Below are 15,749 nucleotides of genomic sequence, written 5' to 3' on the forward strand. Positions count from 1 at the left end.
CCTCACCACCTTCGCGGGCCTCCTGCCCGCCGTCGGACGAGTGCTTGTCAGCCTGAGCTGCTCCCGGCCGGAGTGCCGTGCCGGGAGAGCGCGTGCTGGGTGAGCTCCCACAGCACGTGGTAGACGGTCGTCTGGGCCTCCTGGATGCGGTGCACCGAGCTCGACGGCACCACGAACAGGTGGTCGACGGTGCCGAGCTCGGCCATCTGACCGCCGTCGTAGCCCGCCAGTCCCACCGTGGTCATCCCCCGCCGGTCCGCCTCCTCGAAGGCGGCGACGAGGTTGCGCGAGTTGCCGCTCGTCGAGAGCCCGAACGCGATGTCCCCGGCGCGTGCCGAGGCGGCGAGCTGGCGGGCGAACACGACCTCGAAACCGACGTCGTTCGACAGCGCCGTCACCACCGCGACGTCCCCGGTGAGGGCGAAGGCGGGCAGCGGCGTCGTGGCCCCGCCGTCCGGCAGGAAGCCCGGGCTGAGGAACAGGGCGGCCACGTCCTGCGCGTCGGTCGCGCTGCCGCCGTTGCCGAAGGCGAACAGTCTCGCGCCGCCGGCGAAGGCCTCGGCCAGGGCCTCGGCGCAGGCGACGATCCCGGCGCCGTCGCGGTCGAGCACCTCCCGGCGCAGGGCGACGATCTCACCGGCCTTCTCCTCCGTCGAGCGGCGCACCGCCGCCAGCACGGCCTCCAGGTCCGTCGGGCCCGCGTAGAGGAACGGATACAGCGACTCGACCGAGGTGTCCGGCGCGCTCATGTGTCCACCCCCTTGAGTACGGCGATGGCCTCCCTGGCGTGCACGAGCACGACGTCGCCGACCTGGGCGTCGACCAGGGCGACGCTGATCTCCACCATTTCCCGCCCCGTGCCCCGCCCGGTCTCCGCCACGGCCAGGCCCGCGTCGAGCAGCCGTACCACCCTGGCCGGCACCGCCTCGTCGGAGCAGGTCAGGCACACCTCCTCGTGGCACGGCTCAGGCGGGGTCCGGCCCCCGGCAACGCCGTCCGCCCGCTTCCGGCCGGTCACGTGACCACCCTCGGAGCGAGCACGCCGGGCTGTTCGAAGAACACGTGCACCAGCTCCCACAGGACGTGGTACATCGTGACGTGCGTCTCCTTGACCACCCGGGGGTCGTGGGAGCGGGCGGCGAGCACGTGGTCGGCCACGCCGCTCTCCCGGATCGCCCCGCCGTCCCCGCCGACCAGCGCCAGCGTGAGCAGGCCGAGGGCCCTCGCGGTCTCCAGCGCCCTGAGCACGTCGGCGCAGTTCCCGGTCGCGGACACGCCGAGCGCCATGTCGCCGGGGACGGCCAGGTGGCGGAGCTGGTGGGCGAAGACCTCCTCGGCCCCCGCGACAGCGGTGATGCCCGTGATGGTCGCCACGTCGTTCGTCAGGGAGAAGGCCGGCAGCGCGCGTTTGCCCACGATCACCGGGTGGACGAACTCGACGGCGATGTGCTGGGCGTCGGTCGCCGCCTCCCCGCTGCCGAAGACGACGAGCCTGCCGCCGCCGTGGAAGCGTTCCGCCATGGCGTGGCAGGCCTCGGCCACCTGGCCCGCCTCCTCCGCCAGCGCGAGAGCCGGCTCGACCCGGCGCGCGAACGCGTCCTGGGCACGGGCCAAAGGCGTCTGGTCCACGACCGGTTCTCTCCCCTCGCGCCGGACGTCATCCCTGTCCTAACGACCGTACGGCGGGGCGACCTGATGGGGAGAAAACGACAATCGGAGATTTCGCAAAGATAAGTCGGGATGCCTGACATATTTCTCAACATCCCCGGAAGAACCCATGAAGGGATATCTCTTTAGGTTTTTCCCGCGAAAGAAGCGGAAAGGGAACCTGCCCCCGTACGGCGGTCGCACGGGGGCGGTCCCGTGGAGCCGTCAGATCGGCGCCTCGACCCTGAGGATCTTCACGAACTCACGCATCCAGGCCGGGTGGTCCGGCCAGGCCCGCCCGGTGACCAGGTTGCCGTCGATGTGCGCGGCGCTGTCGACCCAGGTGCCTCCCGCCACCTCGACGTCGGTCGCGCAGGCGGGGTAGGCGCTGCTCGACCGTCCCCGCAGAACCCCGGCCGCGGCCAGCACGAGCGGGCCGTGGCAGAGCGCCGCGATCGGCTTCCCCGCCTCGTCGAAGTGCCTGACGATCCGCTGGAGGTCGGCGTCGGAGCGGATGTACTCGGGCGCCCTGCCGCCGGGCACCACGAGGGCGGCGTACTCCTCCGGGTCGACGTCGGCGAAGGCCGCGTCGGCCGTCCAGGTGTGGCCCGGTTTCTCGGTGTAGGTGTCGAAGCCCTCGACGAAGTCGTGCACGACGAACTGCAGCCGCTTGACGCCCGGAGCGGCGATCGTCACCTCGTAGCCCTCCTCCTGCAGACGCTGGTAGGGATAGAAGACCTCCAGGTCCTCCGCGGCGTCGCCGGTGACGAGCAGGATCTTGGCCATGGCCGGGACCCCTCCTGTGGTTCAGCTGGAAACGATGTCCTGCGGGTTGTGCCCGCTGGAATCGTTTCCCGACCCGGTTCCCACCGGACTTCTTCGCCACTCGCGCACCTTGCGTTCCGCCGCGGCGGCGACGTTGCGCGGCATCCTGCCGAAGATCAGGCCGTGGAAGGGCGAGAGGGCGTGCCAGTAGAGGTGACCGGCCAGCCCGTGGGGGTGGAAGATCGCCCGCTGCAGGTACACGGTCTCCTCCCCTGCTCGGCCGACGCCGAGTTCGAGCCAGGCCAGGCCGGGCAGGCGCATCTCCGCCCGCAGCCGCAGCAGTCGTCCCGGCTCGACCTCCTCGACCCGCCAGAAGTCGACCGCGTCGCCGACGCGCAGGTGCCGCGGGTCGCGGCGGCCCCGGCGCAGCCCGACCCCGCCGACGAGACGGTCGAGGAAGCCGCGGGCGCGCCAGGCGACCGGCAGGGAGTACCAGCCGTTCTCCCCGCCGACCGACTCGATCACCGCCCAGAGGGCCTCCGGCGGCACCTGGACGCGGCGGGCCCGCCGGTCGGTGTAGAGGCTGCCGCCCGCCCAGCCGGGGTCGGTCGGCAGCGGGTCGCTCGGCGCGCCCGGCGTCGAGGCCGAGGACCAGCGGGTGGTGACCTTCGCCTCCCTGATCCGCCGCAGGGCGAGCGCGACGGAGTCACCGAAGCCGACGAGCCCTTCGGGCGGGTCGGGGATGTGACGGGCGATGTCGTGCTCGCGGCAGACGGTCTCGTTGCGCAGCGACTCGACCAGGGGTCTGGCGATGCCCGCGGGGACGGGGGTGACCAGCCCCACCCAGTGGCTCGACAGTCTGGGGCTGAGCAGCGGCACCGGGATGATGACGCGGCGGGGCAGCCCGGCGACGGAGGCGTAGACGCGCATCATGTCGGCGTAGGTGAGCACGTCCGGGCCACCGATGTCGAAGGAGCGGTTCACCTCCTCCTCGACCGACGCCCATCCCACGAGATAGCGCAGGACGTCGCGGATCGCGATGGGCTGCGTCCTGGTCCGCACCCAGCTCGGCGTCGTCATCACCGGCAGCCGCTCGGTGAGGTAGCGCAGCATCTCGAACGACACCGAGCCGGAGCCGATGACGACCGCGGCCCGCAGCACCACGGCGGGCACCGGGGCGTCGAGGAGGATGCGTCCCACCTCGGCACGGGAGCGCATGTGCGGCGACAGCCCTTGCCCGGTGGCCGGCTCACGCTCAGAGGCCGGTCCTCCCTCAGAGGCCGGCCCGCCCTCGGGAATCGGCCCGCCCTCGGGGGTCAGCCCGCCGAGGTAGACGACGCGGCGCACCCCGGCCCGCGCGGCGGCGGAGGCGAAGACCGTGGCGGCGCGGCGGTCGGAGGAGGCGAAGTCCCTCCCCCCGCCCATGGCGTGGATGAGGTAGTAGGCGACCTCGACGCCGTCGAGGGCCCTGGCCGTACTCTCCTGGTCCGTGGCGTCTGCCTGGGCCGTCTCGACCCGTCCCGCCCACGGGTGGTCACGCAGCCGGGCCGCCGAGCGCGCCATGCAGCGCACCTCGTGGCCCGCCTCCAGCAGTTCGGGCACGAGCCGCCCGCCGACGTATCCGGTCGCACCGGTGACAAGGCACTTCACTCGACCATGTTCGTACGGCGGGGCGCGCGCGGTTGCGACCGCGCCCCGCGTGTTACAGCTCTTCGCGGAGTTCGAGGAGCAGTTGCCTGGTGCGCCCGACCGGTTCGGCCTCGATGCACAGGCGCTCCATGACCTCCAGGTAGCTGTCGACGTCGTCGCGCTTCTCCAGGTAGACCGCGCTGGTGAGCTGCTCCATGTAGACCACGTCGGGCAGGTCGGGCTGGGAGAAGCGCAGGATGCTGAAGGGCCCGCCCGCCGCGGCGTGGCCGCCCACGCTGAACGGCACGATCTGGACGGTCACGTTGGGCAGTTCGAGCGAGTTCAGGATGTGGTCGATCTGGCCGCGCATCACCTCGGGACCGCCGAGGGGACGGCGCAGCACCGCCTCGTCGACCACGGCCCACAGGCGGGGCGGGTCCTGGGCGTGCAGGATGCGCTGGCGTGCCATGCGCAGCCGTACGCGCCGCTCGACCTCGTCCTCGGAGGCGCTGGGGTAGCCGAGCAGGACGACCGCCCTGGCGTAGTCCTCGGTCTGCAGCAGACCGGGCACGAACTGGACCTCGTAGTTACGGATGACGGAGGCCGACTCCTCAAGGCCGACGTACGTCTCGAACCAGGAGGGCAGGACGTCGTTGTAGTTGTGCCACCACCCGGCCACGTTGGCCCGCTCGACCAGGCCGAGCAGCGCCTGGCGCTCGTCGGGGGCGGTCACGCCGTACAGGGTGAGCAGGTCGGCGACGTCTCTCACGCGGAAGCTGACCCTGCCCAGCTCCATGCGGCTGACCTTGGAGTGCGAGGCGCGAATGGTCCGTCCGGCCGCCTCCAGGGTGATGTGGCGCTCCTCGCGCAGGCGGCGGAGCTGGGCACCGAGCACGATCCTGAGCACCGTCGAGCTGCCTCGCGGCACGGCCATCGAGGTCGGAGGGACCGGCTCGCCCTCTGCGTGAGGTGTGATCATCTGGTAGTCCTTCAAGCGCGGAACGCGAGCCCCCGCCCACTCTTTGTGGCGATCGCGAGCCTTCACGGTACCCCCGTCAAGCCCTCCCGGCCACCCAGAATTTTGTTCTTTCAGTCGGCCGTGGCGATCAGATCGTCGAAGTCGCCTCCCTTGATCCCCCGGACGAAGGCGCCGAGTTCCCGGGAGGTGTAGATCAGGGCGGGCCCGAGGGGATCGCGCGAGTTGCGGATCGCCACCCCGCCGCCTGGAAGTACGGCCAGCTCAACACAGTTGCCGCTGGGATTGCTGAACCGGCTCTTGCGCCAGACGACTCCGTCCAGCAGGGCCGCCGACATGCCGTTGTGCAACTGACTCATCCTCGCCTCTCACCTGTCCAGGGAGGGAAACTCTCGTACGATCATACGTCTTTGTGCAGATGCACGTGCATCTGTACTTGCCTATGCACATCACGCCGTGCAAGATGACTAGACGGATTGCCCTTGCAACGCGATCGCCACGCCTCCCCAAGGTCGCAGATGACTGCTCGCCAAAGACATCAAGCCACATCCATCCGGACAGAGATCGGTGGGTGGGAACGGTGGTTGTCAATGCTTGATCACGTGCTCCCGCCGAGCGGCCTGCCGCCGTGGACGGAGGGCGAAGGTCAGTCGGCCCATCTCCAGATGGCCGCCCGCAGCCTTCTTCACGACCCCTACGCCGCCAGGACCGCCAGGGAGTTCACCTCGACCGCCCTGCGCGCCTGGCAGCTCGACCCGCTCATCGACGACACCGGCGTGGTCGTCTCCGAACTGGTCACCAACGCCGTACGGCACGGCGTCCGCGGAGTGGTCGGCACCCACCGGGTGCAGGAGGTCCGGGTGATCCTCTGCTGCACGGAGAACGCGGTGCTGTGCGCGGTCACCGATCCCAGCGACCAGGGCCCGAGCCTGCGCGAGCCCGACTACGAGGCCGAGAGCGGGCGGGGGCTTCAGGTGATCCAGGGGATCAGCCAGACCTGGGGCTGGGCTCCGCTGGCCAGCCGGGGCAAGGCCGTGTGGGCCGCCTTCGCCCTCCCCTCGGGAGAGGGACGGCGTCTGGAGCCCTGCCACTGACATCGGCCCGGGCAGGCCGGGATGTCAGTGTGGCATATCCGAAAACACCCTTTAAGTACGTCAAATCACGAATGCCATGCGATAAATACTGAATAGTTATCACTTTTCTCCATTGCCAGGGAGCAGGCGTCTACCAATGGACGGCCTGATTCCTTAGTCTCACAGGCAACCGGGGAGGTGACGCATGAGCGACTCGGTCAGGCGGTTCCCGGCGGCTCTGGACACGAGCGTGCCGAACGTCGCGCGGATGAACGACTACTTCCTCGGCGGCAAGGACAACTTCGCCGCCGACCGCAGGGCCGCGGAACAGGTACTGGCCGTGGCCCCGGAGATCAGGACGATGGCCAGGGAGCGGCAGGGCTTCATCGCCCGCGCGGTCGGCTATCTCACCGGGCAGGGCGTGGACCAGTTCCTCGTGCTGGGCGCCGGGCTTCCCACCCGCCGCAACGTCCACGAGGTCGCCCAGTCCCGGCTGCCCGGCGCCCGCGTGGTCTACGTCGCCGACGACCCGGTCGTGCTCTCCCACGCCAGGGCGCTGCTGGCGACCGACCCCCGGACCGCCGTCGTCATGGGGGACGCGCTCAGGCCGGAGGAGGTCCTCGCCGACCCCGACCTGCGGTGCCTGATCGATCCGGGCCGCCCCGTGGCCGCGCTGATCCCGCACACGCTGCAGTTCACCCCGGACGAGGACGACCCCTTCAAGAGCGTGGCACTGCTGCGCGACTCGCTCGCCCCGGGAAGCCACCTCGTCCTCGCCCACGCGGTCTTCGACACCCGTCCCGAGGTCGCGGGGCCGATCGTCGCCGTCTACCAGCGGGCCCTGGGCAGGAGCGAGGACACCAGGCGCACCCGGAGTCAGGTGCTGCGCTTCTTCGACGGGCTGGACCTGGTCGATCCCGGCCTCGTCCACCTGCGCCACTGGCGCCCGGACAATCCGCTCACCACGCGGGGGCCGGACAGGACGTGGGCGGTCGGCGGCGTCGGCCGCAAGCCCGCGGCCTGAGAGCTCCGCGAGGGGCTCCTGGCCCGGACAGCCCGGTGAGGGGCACCGGCGGCGGATGCCCCTCAGCCGTACGGCCGCCGGTCACTGCGGCGGGGTGAGCACCTTGTCGATGAGGTAGATGACGGCGTTCGCCGTGGGCAGGTTGCCGCAGACGACCTTGGCGTCGTTGACCGTGTACTCCCCGTTCTCCTGCTTCACGGTGAGCTTGCCGCCCTCAAGCGTCTCAAGCGAGCCGTTCTGCAGCTCCGAGGGCTTCACCTTGCCGGAGACGACGTGGTAGGTGAGGACCTTCTTGAGCTGGGCGGGGTCCGCCTTGAGCTTGTCCTTGACGTCCTGCGGCAGCGCGGAGAACGCCTCGTTGGTCGGCGCGAACACCGTGATGCCCTCGGAGGAGTTCAGCTGCTCGACCAGCTCGGACTTCTTGAGGGCCTCGGCGAGCTGGGACAGCAGGGGACTCTGCTCGACGGCGGTCGCGACCTTCTCCTTGGCGATCTCGACCGGGCTGCCCGGACCGGTCTCGGGGAGCTTCCTGCAGCCCGGCCCGAAGGGCACGGCCGCGGCTCCCTCGGACGGCCCCTCGGAGGGGCCCTCAGAGGGACCTTCCGAGGCCCCCTCGGACGGGCCCTCGGAAGGAGCGCCCGAAGGCTCGACGGGAACCATCTCGGACGGTTCCGGTTCCGGCGCGGGCGTGAAGGTGAGGACGGAACCGGCGGCGCTCGCCTGGGCGGCCACCGGGAGGGCCGCCAGGGCCACCGCGGCGAGAGCGGCTGCGAGAAGAGAGGACTTCACGTTGATCTCCTTGGTTGGACGGATGGGCCGCCCGGGCCCACCGGACGGGTCCCGATGCCTCATCGCTCTGTCGTAGATCAATGCCCCCTCCTTTCGCGACAAATGCCCCACTGAGTGAATCTTGACTACATATCTCCCATGTACCTCCAATAGTCACAGAAACCTGACACACCTCTACAGAGCACGCTTAAGCCTGTAGATCACGAATAATCCGGAGATCATTCTCTAAATGCAGTCATCTCCGCCGTGCGACTCCGGTGTTCACCCTGATCTCCCCGCCGAGCCGGAAGCCCTCGGCGAGCCTGAGGTCGTCACCGCTCCAGAAACGTCCTGGGTCGTACCAGTTGGGCCTGCGGTCCGCGGGCAGCAGGCCCATGGCCTCGTAGGTCACGGCGACGACCTCGGCGCAGTAGGCGCTCTCCAGCGCGTCCTGCGAGGCGCCCCTCTTGAAGATCCTCGGCACCCTGCCGCGCATCCAGCGGCCCGCGAGCCTGGCCGTCGAGGGGAACGGCGTGCCGTCCAGGAGGGCGACCGTGCGCAGCGCCGCGTCCTCCATCTCCCTGGCGGCCTGCGGTTCGAGCTGGCGCAGCCACGCGCGCTGGCCGTACCGGGTGGCCCAGACGCCGACCGCGTCCCGCAGGTCGTGCAGCTGGACCCCGCGCTGGTTGGTCCCCGACCACATGTCGGGCAGCGACCGGCCGAGTTCCGCGTGCCACATCAACGGGGGCATGTCGTCGATGACGACGGACATTCCGACATGGTTGACCGGGCTGTTCGTCATGGTCTGGATGGCCCTGTCGGGGACGGTACGGCCGCGGAACAGCCACACGTCGCCGGTACGGGTCAGATCGACCGCCTCATCGAGGCTGATGCTCTTGCCGGACATTTCTGTAGCCTAGGCATATGCGGTGGTGGAAGATACTTGGTCTCGCCGGGGTGGCGGGCGTCGCGGCGACCGGCGTGGTGATCGCCAGAGCCGAACGGCGGCGGCGCGCCTACACCCCCGAGGAGATCCGGGACCGCCTCCGCACCCGCCTCGCCGAGAGTTCGGGCGACGCCGAGGGCGGCGTGCCCGCGGAGGACCAGGCCTGACCGGTCTGAAGGCCGCGGGAGGACCGCCGGTGACGCCTGCCCACGGGGTCACGGGGTGGGTGCCGTCCGCCATGCTCAGGGCGTAAATCATGACTTTTCCGTGCACGACCGCTTCATAAAGCCGTCACGGACGACGCCGGAGAGAGAGGGTGGACGGAATCGGCCTGATCCCCGATGAGATGTGGAGGAAGACGTGACACCAGAGGTACCCGGCGGCAAGCGGGGAACCATGACTCTGGAGATCGCCGACGGGGTGCCGCTCACGCTCCTGCCGTACCTGCGTGAGAGCGCCGACAGACTGCTCCAGGACGCCGCGGGCCTGCCCGAGGCCGAACTGCGCGCCCCGTCACGACTGCCCGGCTGGACCCGGGCACACGTGGTCGCCCACCTCACGGCGGGCGCCGAATCCCGTTTCAGGCTGCTGGTCGCCGCGCGGACCGGCCTGCCCATCCCGCGCTACCCCGGAGAGCGCGACCGGGCCGAACAGGTCGAACGGGACGCCAGGGGCCCCGCGGCAGACCTCATGGAGCGGCTGCGCTCCTCGGTCACCAGGGTGCTGACCGCGATCCGCGACCATCCCAGGGCCGCCTGGCGCCGCCCGGTCCGCTGGCCGGACGAGTCGGGGCGCCCCGTGCACGAGACGGTCTCCAGCCTGCTGCAGGAACTGGAGATCCACCACGTGGACCTGGGCACCGCCTACACGCCCGACGACTGGCCCGGCTGGTTCGCCGCCGACGAGTGCCGCAGGGTGGTCGCCGACCTGGCGGCCAGGCGCGACGTTCCCGGCATGCGGATCGTGGCGACCGACGGGGAGATCAGGCACGACTTCGGCCCCGGACCGCTCGTGACCGGCAGGAGCCGGGCGCTGCTCGCCTGGCTGATCGGCAGGAGCGACGGCGCCGGGCTCACGGTCAGCCCCGCGGGGCCGCTGCCCGCTCCACCACCCTGGCTGCGGTGACCGCCCCTGCCACGCGACATCTCCCATGGTCGGGGTAAATAAGCATTTGCCAGAAATGACATGAGGAGATGACGATGACGCACGATCGCGCGGGGCAGCCGGCCCAGCCGTCCGACCTGGTCGACGTGGCCCGCCTGGTGACCGCCTACTACGCGCTGCACCCCGACCCCGGGGAGGCGGGCCAGCGGGTGTCCTTCGGCACCTCGGGCCACCGCGGCTCGTCACTGAACGCCGCCTTCAACGAGGACCACATCCTGGCCACCAGCCAGGCCATCGTGGAGTACCGCGCGGCACGGGGGATCGACGGCCCGTTGTTCCTCGGCGCGGACAGTCACGCGCTCTCCGAGCCCGCGCGGGTGTCGGCGCTTGAGGTCTTCGCGGCCAACGGGGTGCGGGTCCTGGTGGACAGCCGGGACGGCTACACGCCGACCCCGGCGGTCTCACACGCCATCCTCACCCACAACCGGTCGGGTACGGCGGGCACCGCGGACGGCGTCGTCGTCACCCCCTCGCACAACCCGCCGACGGACGGCGGCTTCAAGTACAACCCGCCCAACGGCGGCCCCGCGGACACCGACGCCACCTCGTGGATCCAGGACAGGGCCAACGCGCTGATCGCGGACGGGCTGAAGGAGGTCAGGCGGCTGTCCTACGCCAGGGCGCTGGCCGCCGACACCACCGGCCGCCACGACTTCCTGGCGGCCTACGTCGACGACCTGCCCTCCGTGCTCGACCTCGACGCGATCAGGGAGGCGGGGGTGCGCGTCGGCGCCGACCCGCTGGGCGGGGCGAGTGTGGCCTACTGGGCCGAGATCGCGCAGCGGCACCGCCTCGACCTGACGGTGGTCAACCCGCTGACCGACCCGACCTGGCGTTTCATGACGCTGGACTGGGACGGCAGGATCCGGATGGACTGCTCGTCGCCGTACGCGATGGCCTCCCTCATCGCGGGCCGCGACGCCTTCGACGTCTCGACGGGCAACGACGCCGACGCCGACCGGCACGGCGTCGTCACCCCGGACGGCGGCCTGATGAACCCCAACCACTACCTCGCCGTGGCGATCTCCTACCTGTACTCCCACCGGCCGCACTGGCCTGCGGGCGCGGGCGTCGGCAAGACCATGGTGAGCAGCGGAATGATCGACCGCGTCGCCGCGGACCTGGGCAGGCGGCTGTACGAGGTGCCCGTCGGGTTCAAGTGGTTCGTCCCCGGGCTGCTCGACGGCTCCCTCGGCTTCGGAGGCGAGGAGAGCGCCGGGGCGTCGTTCCTGCGCCGCGACGGCTCGGTGTGGACCACCGACAAGGACGGCCTGATCCTGGCGCTGCTGGCCGCGGAGATCATCGCGACGACGGGGCGCTCGCCGAGCGAGCACTACGCCGACCTGGTATCCCGCTTCGGCGACCCGGCCTACGCCAGGGTTGACGCCCCCGCGACCAGGGAGCAGAAGGCGGTGCTCGCCGGGCTCTCCGCCGACCGGGTGACCGCCACGACGCTGGCCGGGGAGCCGATCACCGGGATCCTCACCTCGGCGCCCGGCAACGGGGCCGCCCTCGGCGGCGTCAAGGTCTCGACGGACAGCGCCTGGTTCGCCGCCCGGCCCTCGGGCACCGAGGACGTCTACAAGATCTACGCCGAGTCCTTCAAGGGGCCGGAGCACCTCGCGCTGGTCCAGGAGGCGGCCAGGGAGCTGGTCTCGGAGACGCTCGGCTGAGCCGCAGGAGAGGACGGGGTCAGGGAAGGCGTCGCCAGCGGCGGACGCCGACCCACACCCCGGCGATCAGGCCGAACAGGACCGCCAGGACGTAGACGCCCCTGGTCGAGGCCTCGGAGACGTAACCGCTCCCCCCGACCAGGACCGCCATGATCAGCCCGCTCAGCACACAGACCAGCGCCGCGGCGCCGAACCCGAACGCGAGGGCCCGAAGCAGGCGCCCCGGCCGCCAGGTACGGCCCTGTGAACGCCCCATCACGGACATCAGGCGCTCGACGACGACCTCGGGGTCGTCGTCGAGCTGGCCCGCGGCGAACTCGGTGACGGGCGCGCCCCGCCCCGGTTCGCTCAGGTAGATCCACTGGCGCCCGTCGAGGAAGAGCGCGGCGTCACTGGCCCCGGGAAGGCGCAGCCGCAGGAACGGCGTGCCCTCGGGGAAACGCCTGAGCCGATGCCGGATCACGGGCGCGTTCGCGTCGAGCGCCGTCCCCAGGGCTCGCAGCGCCCGTTCCTCATCAGGGTCGTCCACCCGCGGGAACTCCCTTCGCGTGACCTCTCACACGGTTTGTTCCCAGCTCACGGCCCTGAACCGAATGTTTTCCAAGAAATACGATCACTCAGTCACGGAACGGTGGCGCCGGAGCCACGGGGACCCCTACCCGGCGGGCCTGACGCCCAGGGCGGGGGCGAGTTCGGCGAGCTGGACGACCGCGCCGTCCAGGTCGACGGGAAGCGGCTGAACGGCGACGTGGTCGGCTCCGGCGTCCAGGTGCGCCCTGACCCGCGCGGCGACGGTCTCCACGTCGCCCCAGGCCACGATCGCGTCGACCAGGCGGTCGCTGCCGCCGTCGGTCAGGTCGTCCTCGCCGTAGCCGAGGTGCAGCAGGTTGTTGACGTAGTTGGGCAGCCTCAGATAGCCCGCCATGTGCTCACGGGCGATCCGCCTGGCCTCGGCGGGGTCGGTCTCCAGGACCACGGCCTGCTCGGGGGCGAGCAGGGGGCCGTCACCGAGGATCTTCCTGGCGAGCACGGTGTGCTCCGGCGGCACGAAGTAGGGGTGGGCGCCGTCGGCCCTGTCCCTGGCGAGTTCGAGCATCCTGGGCCGCAGCGCGGCCAGCAGGCGGGGGGTGGGCGGCTCGGCGGCGAAGGGCAGCTCACCCGTCACGGCGTCCATCGCGTCGAGGTAGGCGCTCATCGCGGCCAGCGGGCGCGCGTAGTCGTGTCCCCGCTGGGAGACGAGGGGGGCGTGGCTGACCCCGATGCCCAGGGCGAACCTGCCCGGGTAGGCCTCGCCGTACGCCACGGCCCCGGCCGCCATGGCGGTCGCGTCCCGGACCCAGATGTTGGCGATGCCGGTGCCGACCACCACCCGCTCCGTCGCCGCCAGCAGGATTCCCGAGGTGGCGAACGCGTCCCTGGTCCCCGGCGCCTCGCCGAACCAGAGGGCGCCGTAACCCAGCCCCTCGATCGCCGCCGCCGTCCGGCGCACCGCCGCCACCTCGCCCCTGCCGAACAACGGATGCCACACACCGACCTGGCCGATGCCCATGTTCTTCTCCGATCAACCCCGTGGAACGCGCGGGACCCGCTCCGGGCCCCACCTTCACCCGCGTACGGCCGGGCGACGGTTTCCCGATCATCCCATGTTCGACAGGGAAGATCACACAGGGGCTCAGGCCTCGCGGGCGGCGGTGAGGTCGCCGCCGTGACGGTCCAGCAGGGCGTCGGCCTCACCGGGGCCGACGCCCCGCTCGGCCACCAGAACCGCCGTCTTCACCCGCCATCCGGACGCCTCCAGCGCGGAGCGGGCCTCCTGCGGGCTCACTCCGGCGAGGTCGCCGACCATCCGCACCGCCCTGCCTGCGAGCTTGGCGTTCGTCACCGTCATCTCCACCATGCTGCCGCCGTGGGTGCGGCCGAGCCTGACCATCGTGATGGTGGAGATCATGTTGAGGACCAGCTTCTGCGCGGTGCCCGCCCTGAGCCTGGTCGAGCCCGCGACCACCTCGGGGCCGACGACCACCTCTATCGGGTGCCGCGCGGCCCGGGAGAGCGCGGTGCCCGTGTTACAGGTCAGCGCGACGGTCAGGGCGCCCCTGCGGCCCGCCTCGGTGATCGCGGCCAGGACGAACGGGGCCCCTCCCCCGGCGGAGACGCCGACCACCGCGTCGAGCGCGCCGACCCGCCGGTCCGCGATCGCCCCGGTCCCCGCCTCCGCGTCGTCCTCGGCGCCCTCGACGGCGCGGCTCAGCGCGGGCTCGCCGCCCGCGATGACGCCCTGGACCAGCCCGGGGTCGGTGCCGAAGGTCGGCGGGCACTCGGCGGCGTCGAGCACGGCGAGCCTGCCCGAGGTGCCCGCGCCGACGTAGAGCAGACGGCCTCCCGCGCGCATCCTGGCGACCACGGCGTCGATCGCCGCGGAGATCGCCGGGATCGCCTCGGCCACCGCGGCGGGCACGGTCGCGTCGGCGGCGTTCATCAGCCGGGCGAGCTCCTCGGTGCCCAGCCGGTCGATCCGGTCGTAGCGCGGGTCGCGCCGCTCGGTCGGCGCGTCATCGGTCACGGCCGCCCCAGCTCCCTGCGGTAGAGCCAGAAGACGCGTTCGGCGCGTGCCCCGACCGCCCTGGAGTAGAAGCGCAGCGGCCCGACCCAGGAGATCTGCGCCTCGGTCAGGCCGGAGTCCCGCTGTTCGGCCAGGCAGCGGCGCAGCAGCACCTGGCCGACGCCGAGTCCTCTGGCCGCCTCCGCGACGCCCGTCGGGCCGAACCAGGCGGGCCTGGTGCCCCACGCGGCGAAGCCGATGATCTCGCCGTCGCGGGAGGCGTAGTGGCAGCCGGACGCCTGTGCCGTCTCCCAGGCCCAGTCGCCGCCCCAGTGCGTTTCGACGAAGGCGGTCACGGCTCCGGCGTCCTGCCGGGTGGCCCTGCGCACGGCGACGCCCGCCGCCGCCAGTCTTTCGAGGTCGGCCTCGACGGACAGGTCCCCGGTGAGGTCGGCGGTCATGTTCCAGGCGGTGTCGTACCGTTCGTAGCCGAGACGCTCGGCCAGGCAGGCGGCGGGGGTGTAGCGCACGTCCACGCCGGGCCAGGCGTAGCAGGGCGGGTTGCCCGCGAACCTCGCCTCGGTCGCGCCCTGGCCGCGCAGCCACTCCTCCGCCGCCCCGACCAGCGCTCTGCCCCTGCCCCGCCTCCTGGCGCCGGGGGCGACGGCCAGCAGGTCGATGTGCCCGTTGGCGTGCCCGTCGGAGGTGGTCGCGGACATCGAGGCGAACAGCACCCCGTCGAGGTCATCGGTCACCAGCGCCGTCCATCTGCGCTCCCTCGGCGGACGCAGCAGCCTGGCGACGAGCAGGGGCGCCTCCCGGGCGTCGAGTGCGAGCGCGGCCCGCGCGACCTCGCCGACGGCCACCGCGTCCGCCGCGGTCATCTCCCGGACTCCCCGTTCCCCCACCGGCCCCTCCCCGCCTCGCACCGCTCCCCCACCCGTACGGCGGGGCCGATGACCTGCGTCGATCATACGAAGCGCGGGGCCGTACCGCCCGGTCCGGCCGTCCGGTACGGCCCGCGCGTTCCTGTCCGGACGCACGAACAACCTTCCGCTCTTCGGTAAACCTGACGAATTCCGCTGACCCCGACCTGTCATACCGTCGCGATAACCACGCATCGAAGGGTTGGCACGTGTCCGCTGATCTACATCACCGCGCCGTCGTCGCGGATACCCACAACGACCTGTTGATGGCGGTCACCGCGCGGCCGCCCCGCCGATGGGCCTCCTTCTTCCGCGACCGATGGCTGCCCCAACTCCACGAAGGCGGCGTGAACATCCAGGTCCTGCCCGTCTTCATCGACGACCGCCACCGCCCGGAAGGCGCCCTGCGCGAAACCCTCCGCATGATCGAATGCGCCCACACCCTCGCCGAAGGCAACCCCGACCACGTCCGCCTCTGCCTCACCGGACAACACATCGACCACACCCTCACCGAAAACAAGATCGCCCTCGTCCTCGCCCTCGAAAGCGCCCCCGCCCTCGACACCAACACCGAACTCCTGCCCACCCTGCACCGCCTCGGCATCCGCATCGCCTC

General features: G+C 71.4%; 19 protein-coding genes. 6 read left to right on the forward strand and 13 right to left on the reverse strand.

Annotated elements, in window-relative coordinates; translation table 11 throughout:
- Window positions 1-47: 47 nt before the first annotated feature.
- The 7 genes from ACFYY8_RS39215 to ACFYY8_RS39245 all read right to left on the reverse strand — a co-directional run bounded on the left by ACFYY8_RS39215 (window position 48) and on the right by ACFYY8_RS39245 (window position 5,376).
- On the reverse strand, window positions 48-749 hold the full coding sequence (locus ACFYY8_RS39215) for an SIS domain-containing protein (protein WP_390050134.1): 702 nt from the start codon (window positions 747-749) through the stop codon (window positions 48-50).
- The gene (locus ACFYY8_RS39220; protein WP_390050136.1) at window positions 746-1,018 is read right to left on the reverse strand and encodes a HypC/HybG/HupF family hydrogenase formation chaperone; all 273 of its coding nucleotides are present in this window, start codon (window positions 1,016-1,018) and stop codon (window positions 746-748) included. Before ACFYY8_RS39220 ends, ACFYY8_RS39215 begins: the two co-directional genes overlap by 4 nt.
- Complete coding sequence (locus tag ACFYY8_RS39225; protein ID WP_390050138.1) at window positions 1,015-1,629, reverse strand: SIS domain-containing protein; 615 nt, start codon at window positions 1,627-1,629, stop codon at window positions 1,015-1,017. The genes ACFYY8_RS39220 and ACFYY8_RS39225 overlap by 4 nt, the downstream gene beginning before the upstream one ends.
- 243 nt (window positions 1,630-1,872) lie before the next feature.
- Window positions 1,873-2,433, reverse strand: coding sequence for a DJ-1/PfpI family protein (locus tag ACFYY8_RS39230; protein ID WP_390050140.1), 561 nt, complete (start codon window positions 2,431-2,433; stop codon window positions 1,873-1,875).
- A 21-nt stretch (window positions 2,434-2,454) separates the two neighbouring features.
- The gene (locus tag ACFYY8_RS39235; RefSeq protein WP_390050142.1) at window positions 2,455-4,062 is read right to left on the reverse strand and encodes an SDR family oxidoreductase; all 1,608 of its coding nucleotides are present in this window, start codon (window positions 4,060-4,062) and stop codon (window positions 2,455-2,457) included.
- Between the two features lie 52 nt (window positions 4,063-4,114).
- A complete protein-coding gene (locus ACFYY8_RS39240; protein WP_362911807.1) occupies window positions 4,115-5,020 on the reverse strand; it encodes a helix-turn-helix transcriptional regulator in 906 nt (301 codons plus the stop codon).
- 110 nt (window positions 5,021-5,130) lie between these two features.
- Window positions 5,131-5,376 (reverse strand): DUF397 domain-containing protein, encoded by a 246-nt coding sequence (locus tag ACFYY8_RS39245; RefSeq protein WP_390050144.1) that lies wholly within the window; start codon window positions 5,374-5,376, stop codon window positions 5,131-5,133.
- Between the two features lie 231 nt (window positions 5,377-5,607).
- Between ACFYY8_RS39245 and ACFYY8_RS39250 the strand changes: the two genes are divergently transcribed.
- Window positions 5,608-6,111, forward strand: coding sequence for an ATP-binding protein (locus ACFYY8_RS39250; RefSeq protein ID WP_390050146.1), 504 nt, complete (start codon window positions 5,608-5,610; stop codon window positions 6,109-6,111).
- A gap of 184 nt (window positions 6,112-6,295) precedes the next feature.
- Window positions 6,296-7,114, forward strand: a complete 819-nt coding sequence (locus ACFYY8_RS39255; protein WP_390050148.1) for an SAM-dependent methyltransferase — start codon at window positions 6,296-6,298, stop codon at window positions 7,112-7,114.
- Between the two features lie 81 nt (window positions 7,115-7,195).
- On the opposite strand, the gene ACFYY8_RS39260 is transcribed toward ACFYY8_RS39255, so the two are convergent.
- Both ACFYY8_RS39260 and ACFYY8_RS39265 read right to left on the reverse strand, forming a co-directional pair.
- Complete coding sequence (locus ACFYY8_RS39260) at window positions 7,196-7,903, reverse strand: fasciclin domain-containing protein (RefSeq protein ID WP_390050150.1); 708 nt, start codon at window positions 7,901-7,903, stop codon at window positions 7,196-7,198.
- A 235-nt stretch (window positions 7,904-8,138) separates the two neighbouring features.
- Entirely contained in the window at window positions 8,139-8,789 is a 651-nt protein-coding gene (locus tag ACFYY8_RS39265) for a hypothetical protein (RefSeq protein WP_390050152.1), read from the reverse strand.
- A 17-nt stretch (window positions 8,790-8,806) separates the two neighbouring features.
- Between ACFYY8_RS39265 and ACFYY8_RS39270 the strand changes: the two genes are divergently transcribed.
- The 3 genes from ACFYY8_RS39270 (at window position 8,807) to pgm (ending at window position 11,665) form a co-directional block, all read left to right on the forward strand.
- Window positions 8,807-8,995: a hypothetical protein gene (locus ACFYY8_RS39270; RefSeq protein ID WP_390050154.1), complete on the forward strand. Its 189-nt coding sequence runs from the start codon at window positions 8,807-8,809 to the stop codon at window positions 8,993-8,995.
- Window positions 8,996-9,188: 193 nt separating this feature from the next.
- Complete coding sequence (locus ACFYY8_RS39275; protein ID WP_390050156.1) at window positions 9,189-9,953, forward strand: maleylpyruvate isomerase family mycothiol-dependent enzyme; 765 nt, start codon at window positions 9,189-9,191, stop codon at window positions 9,951-9,953.
- Window positions 9,954-10,027: 74 nt separating this feature from the next.
- Complete coding sequence (gene pgm / locus ACFYY8_RS39280) at window positions 10,028-11,665, forward strand: phosphoglucomutase (alpha-D-glucose-1,6-bisphosphate-dependent) (protein ID WP_390050158.1); 1,638 nt, start codon at window positions 10,028-10,030, stop codon at window positions 11,663-11,665.
- 19 nt (window positions 11,666-11,684) lie between these two features.
- On the opposite strand, the gene ACFYY8_RS39285 is transcribed toward pgm, so the two are convergent.
- From ACFYY8_RS39285 to ACFYY8_RS39300, 4 genes are all read right to left on the reverse strand, one after another.
- Entirely contained in the window at window positions 11,685-12,194 is a 510-nt protein-coding gene (locus ACFYY8_RS39285) for a hypothetical protein (RefSeq protein ID WP_390050160.1), read from the reverse strand.
- A gap of 126 nt (window positions 12,195-12,320) precedes the next feature.
- Window positions 12,321-13,214: an LLM class F420-dependent oxidoreductase gene (locus ACFYY8_RS39290; protein WP_390050162.1), complete on the reverse strand. Its 894-nt coding sequence runs from the start codon at window positions 13,212-13,214 to the stop codon at window positions 12,321-12,323.
- A 123-nt stretch (window positions 13,215-13,337) separates the two neighbouring features.
- A complete protein-coding gene (gene murQ, locus ACFYY8_RS39295; protein WP_390050164.1) occupies window positions 13,338-14,228 on the reverse strand; it encodes an N-acetylmuramic acid 6-phosphate etherase in 891 nt (296 codons plus the stop codon).
- Window positions 14,225-15,091 carry a GNAT family N-acetyltransferase gene (locus ACFYY8_RS39300; RefSeq protein WP_390050166.1) on the reverse strand — a complete coding sequence of 289 codons (867 nt, stop codon included), beginning with the start codon at window positions 15,089-15,091 and terminating at the stop codon, window positions 14,225-14,227. Before ACFYY8_RS39300 ends, murQ begins: the two co-directional genes overlap by 4 nt.
- A gap of 251 nt (window positions 15,092-15,342) precedes the next feature.
- On the opposite strand from ACFYY8_RS39300, the gene ACFYY8_RS39305 reads away from it, so the two are divergent.
- The coding region (locus tag ACFYY8_RS39305; protein WP_390050168.1) for a membrane dipeptidase at window positions 15,343-15,749 on the forward strand (407 nt) is incomplete at its 3' end.

The sequence above is a fragment of the Streptosporangium sp. NPDC001559 genome (assembly GCF_042893955.1).
Lineage (GTDB): Bacteria > Actinomycetota > Actinomycetes > Streptosporangiales > Streptosporangiaceae > Streptosporangium.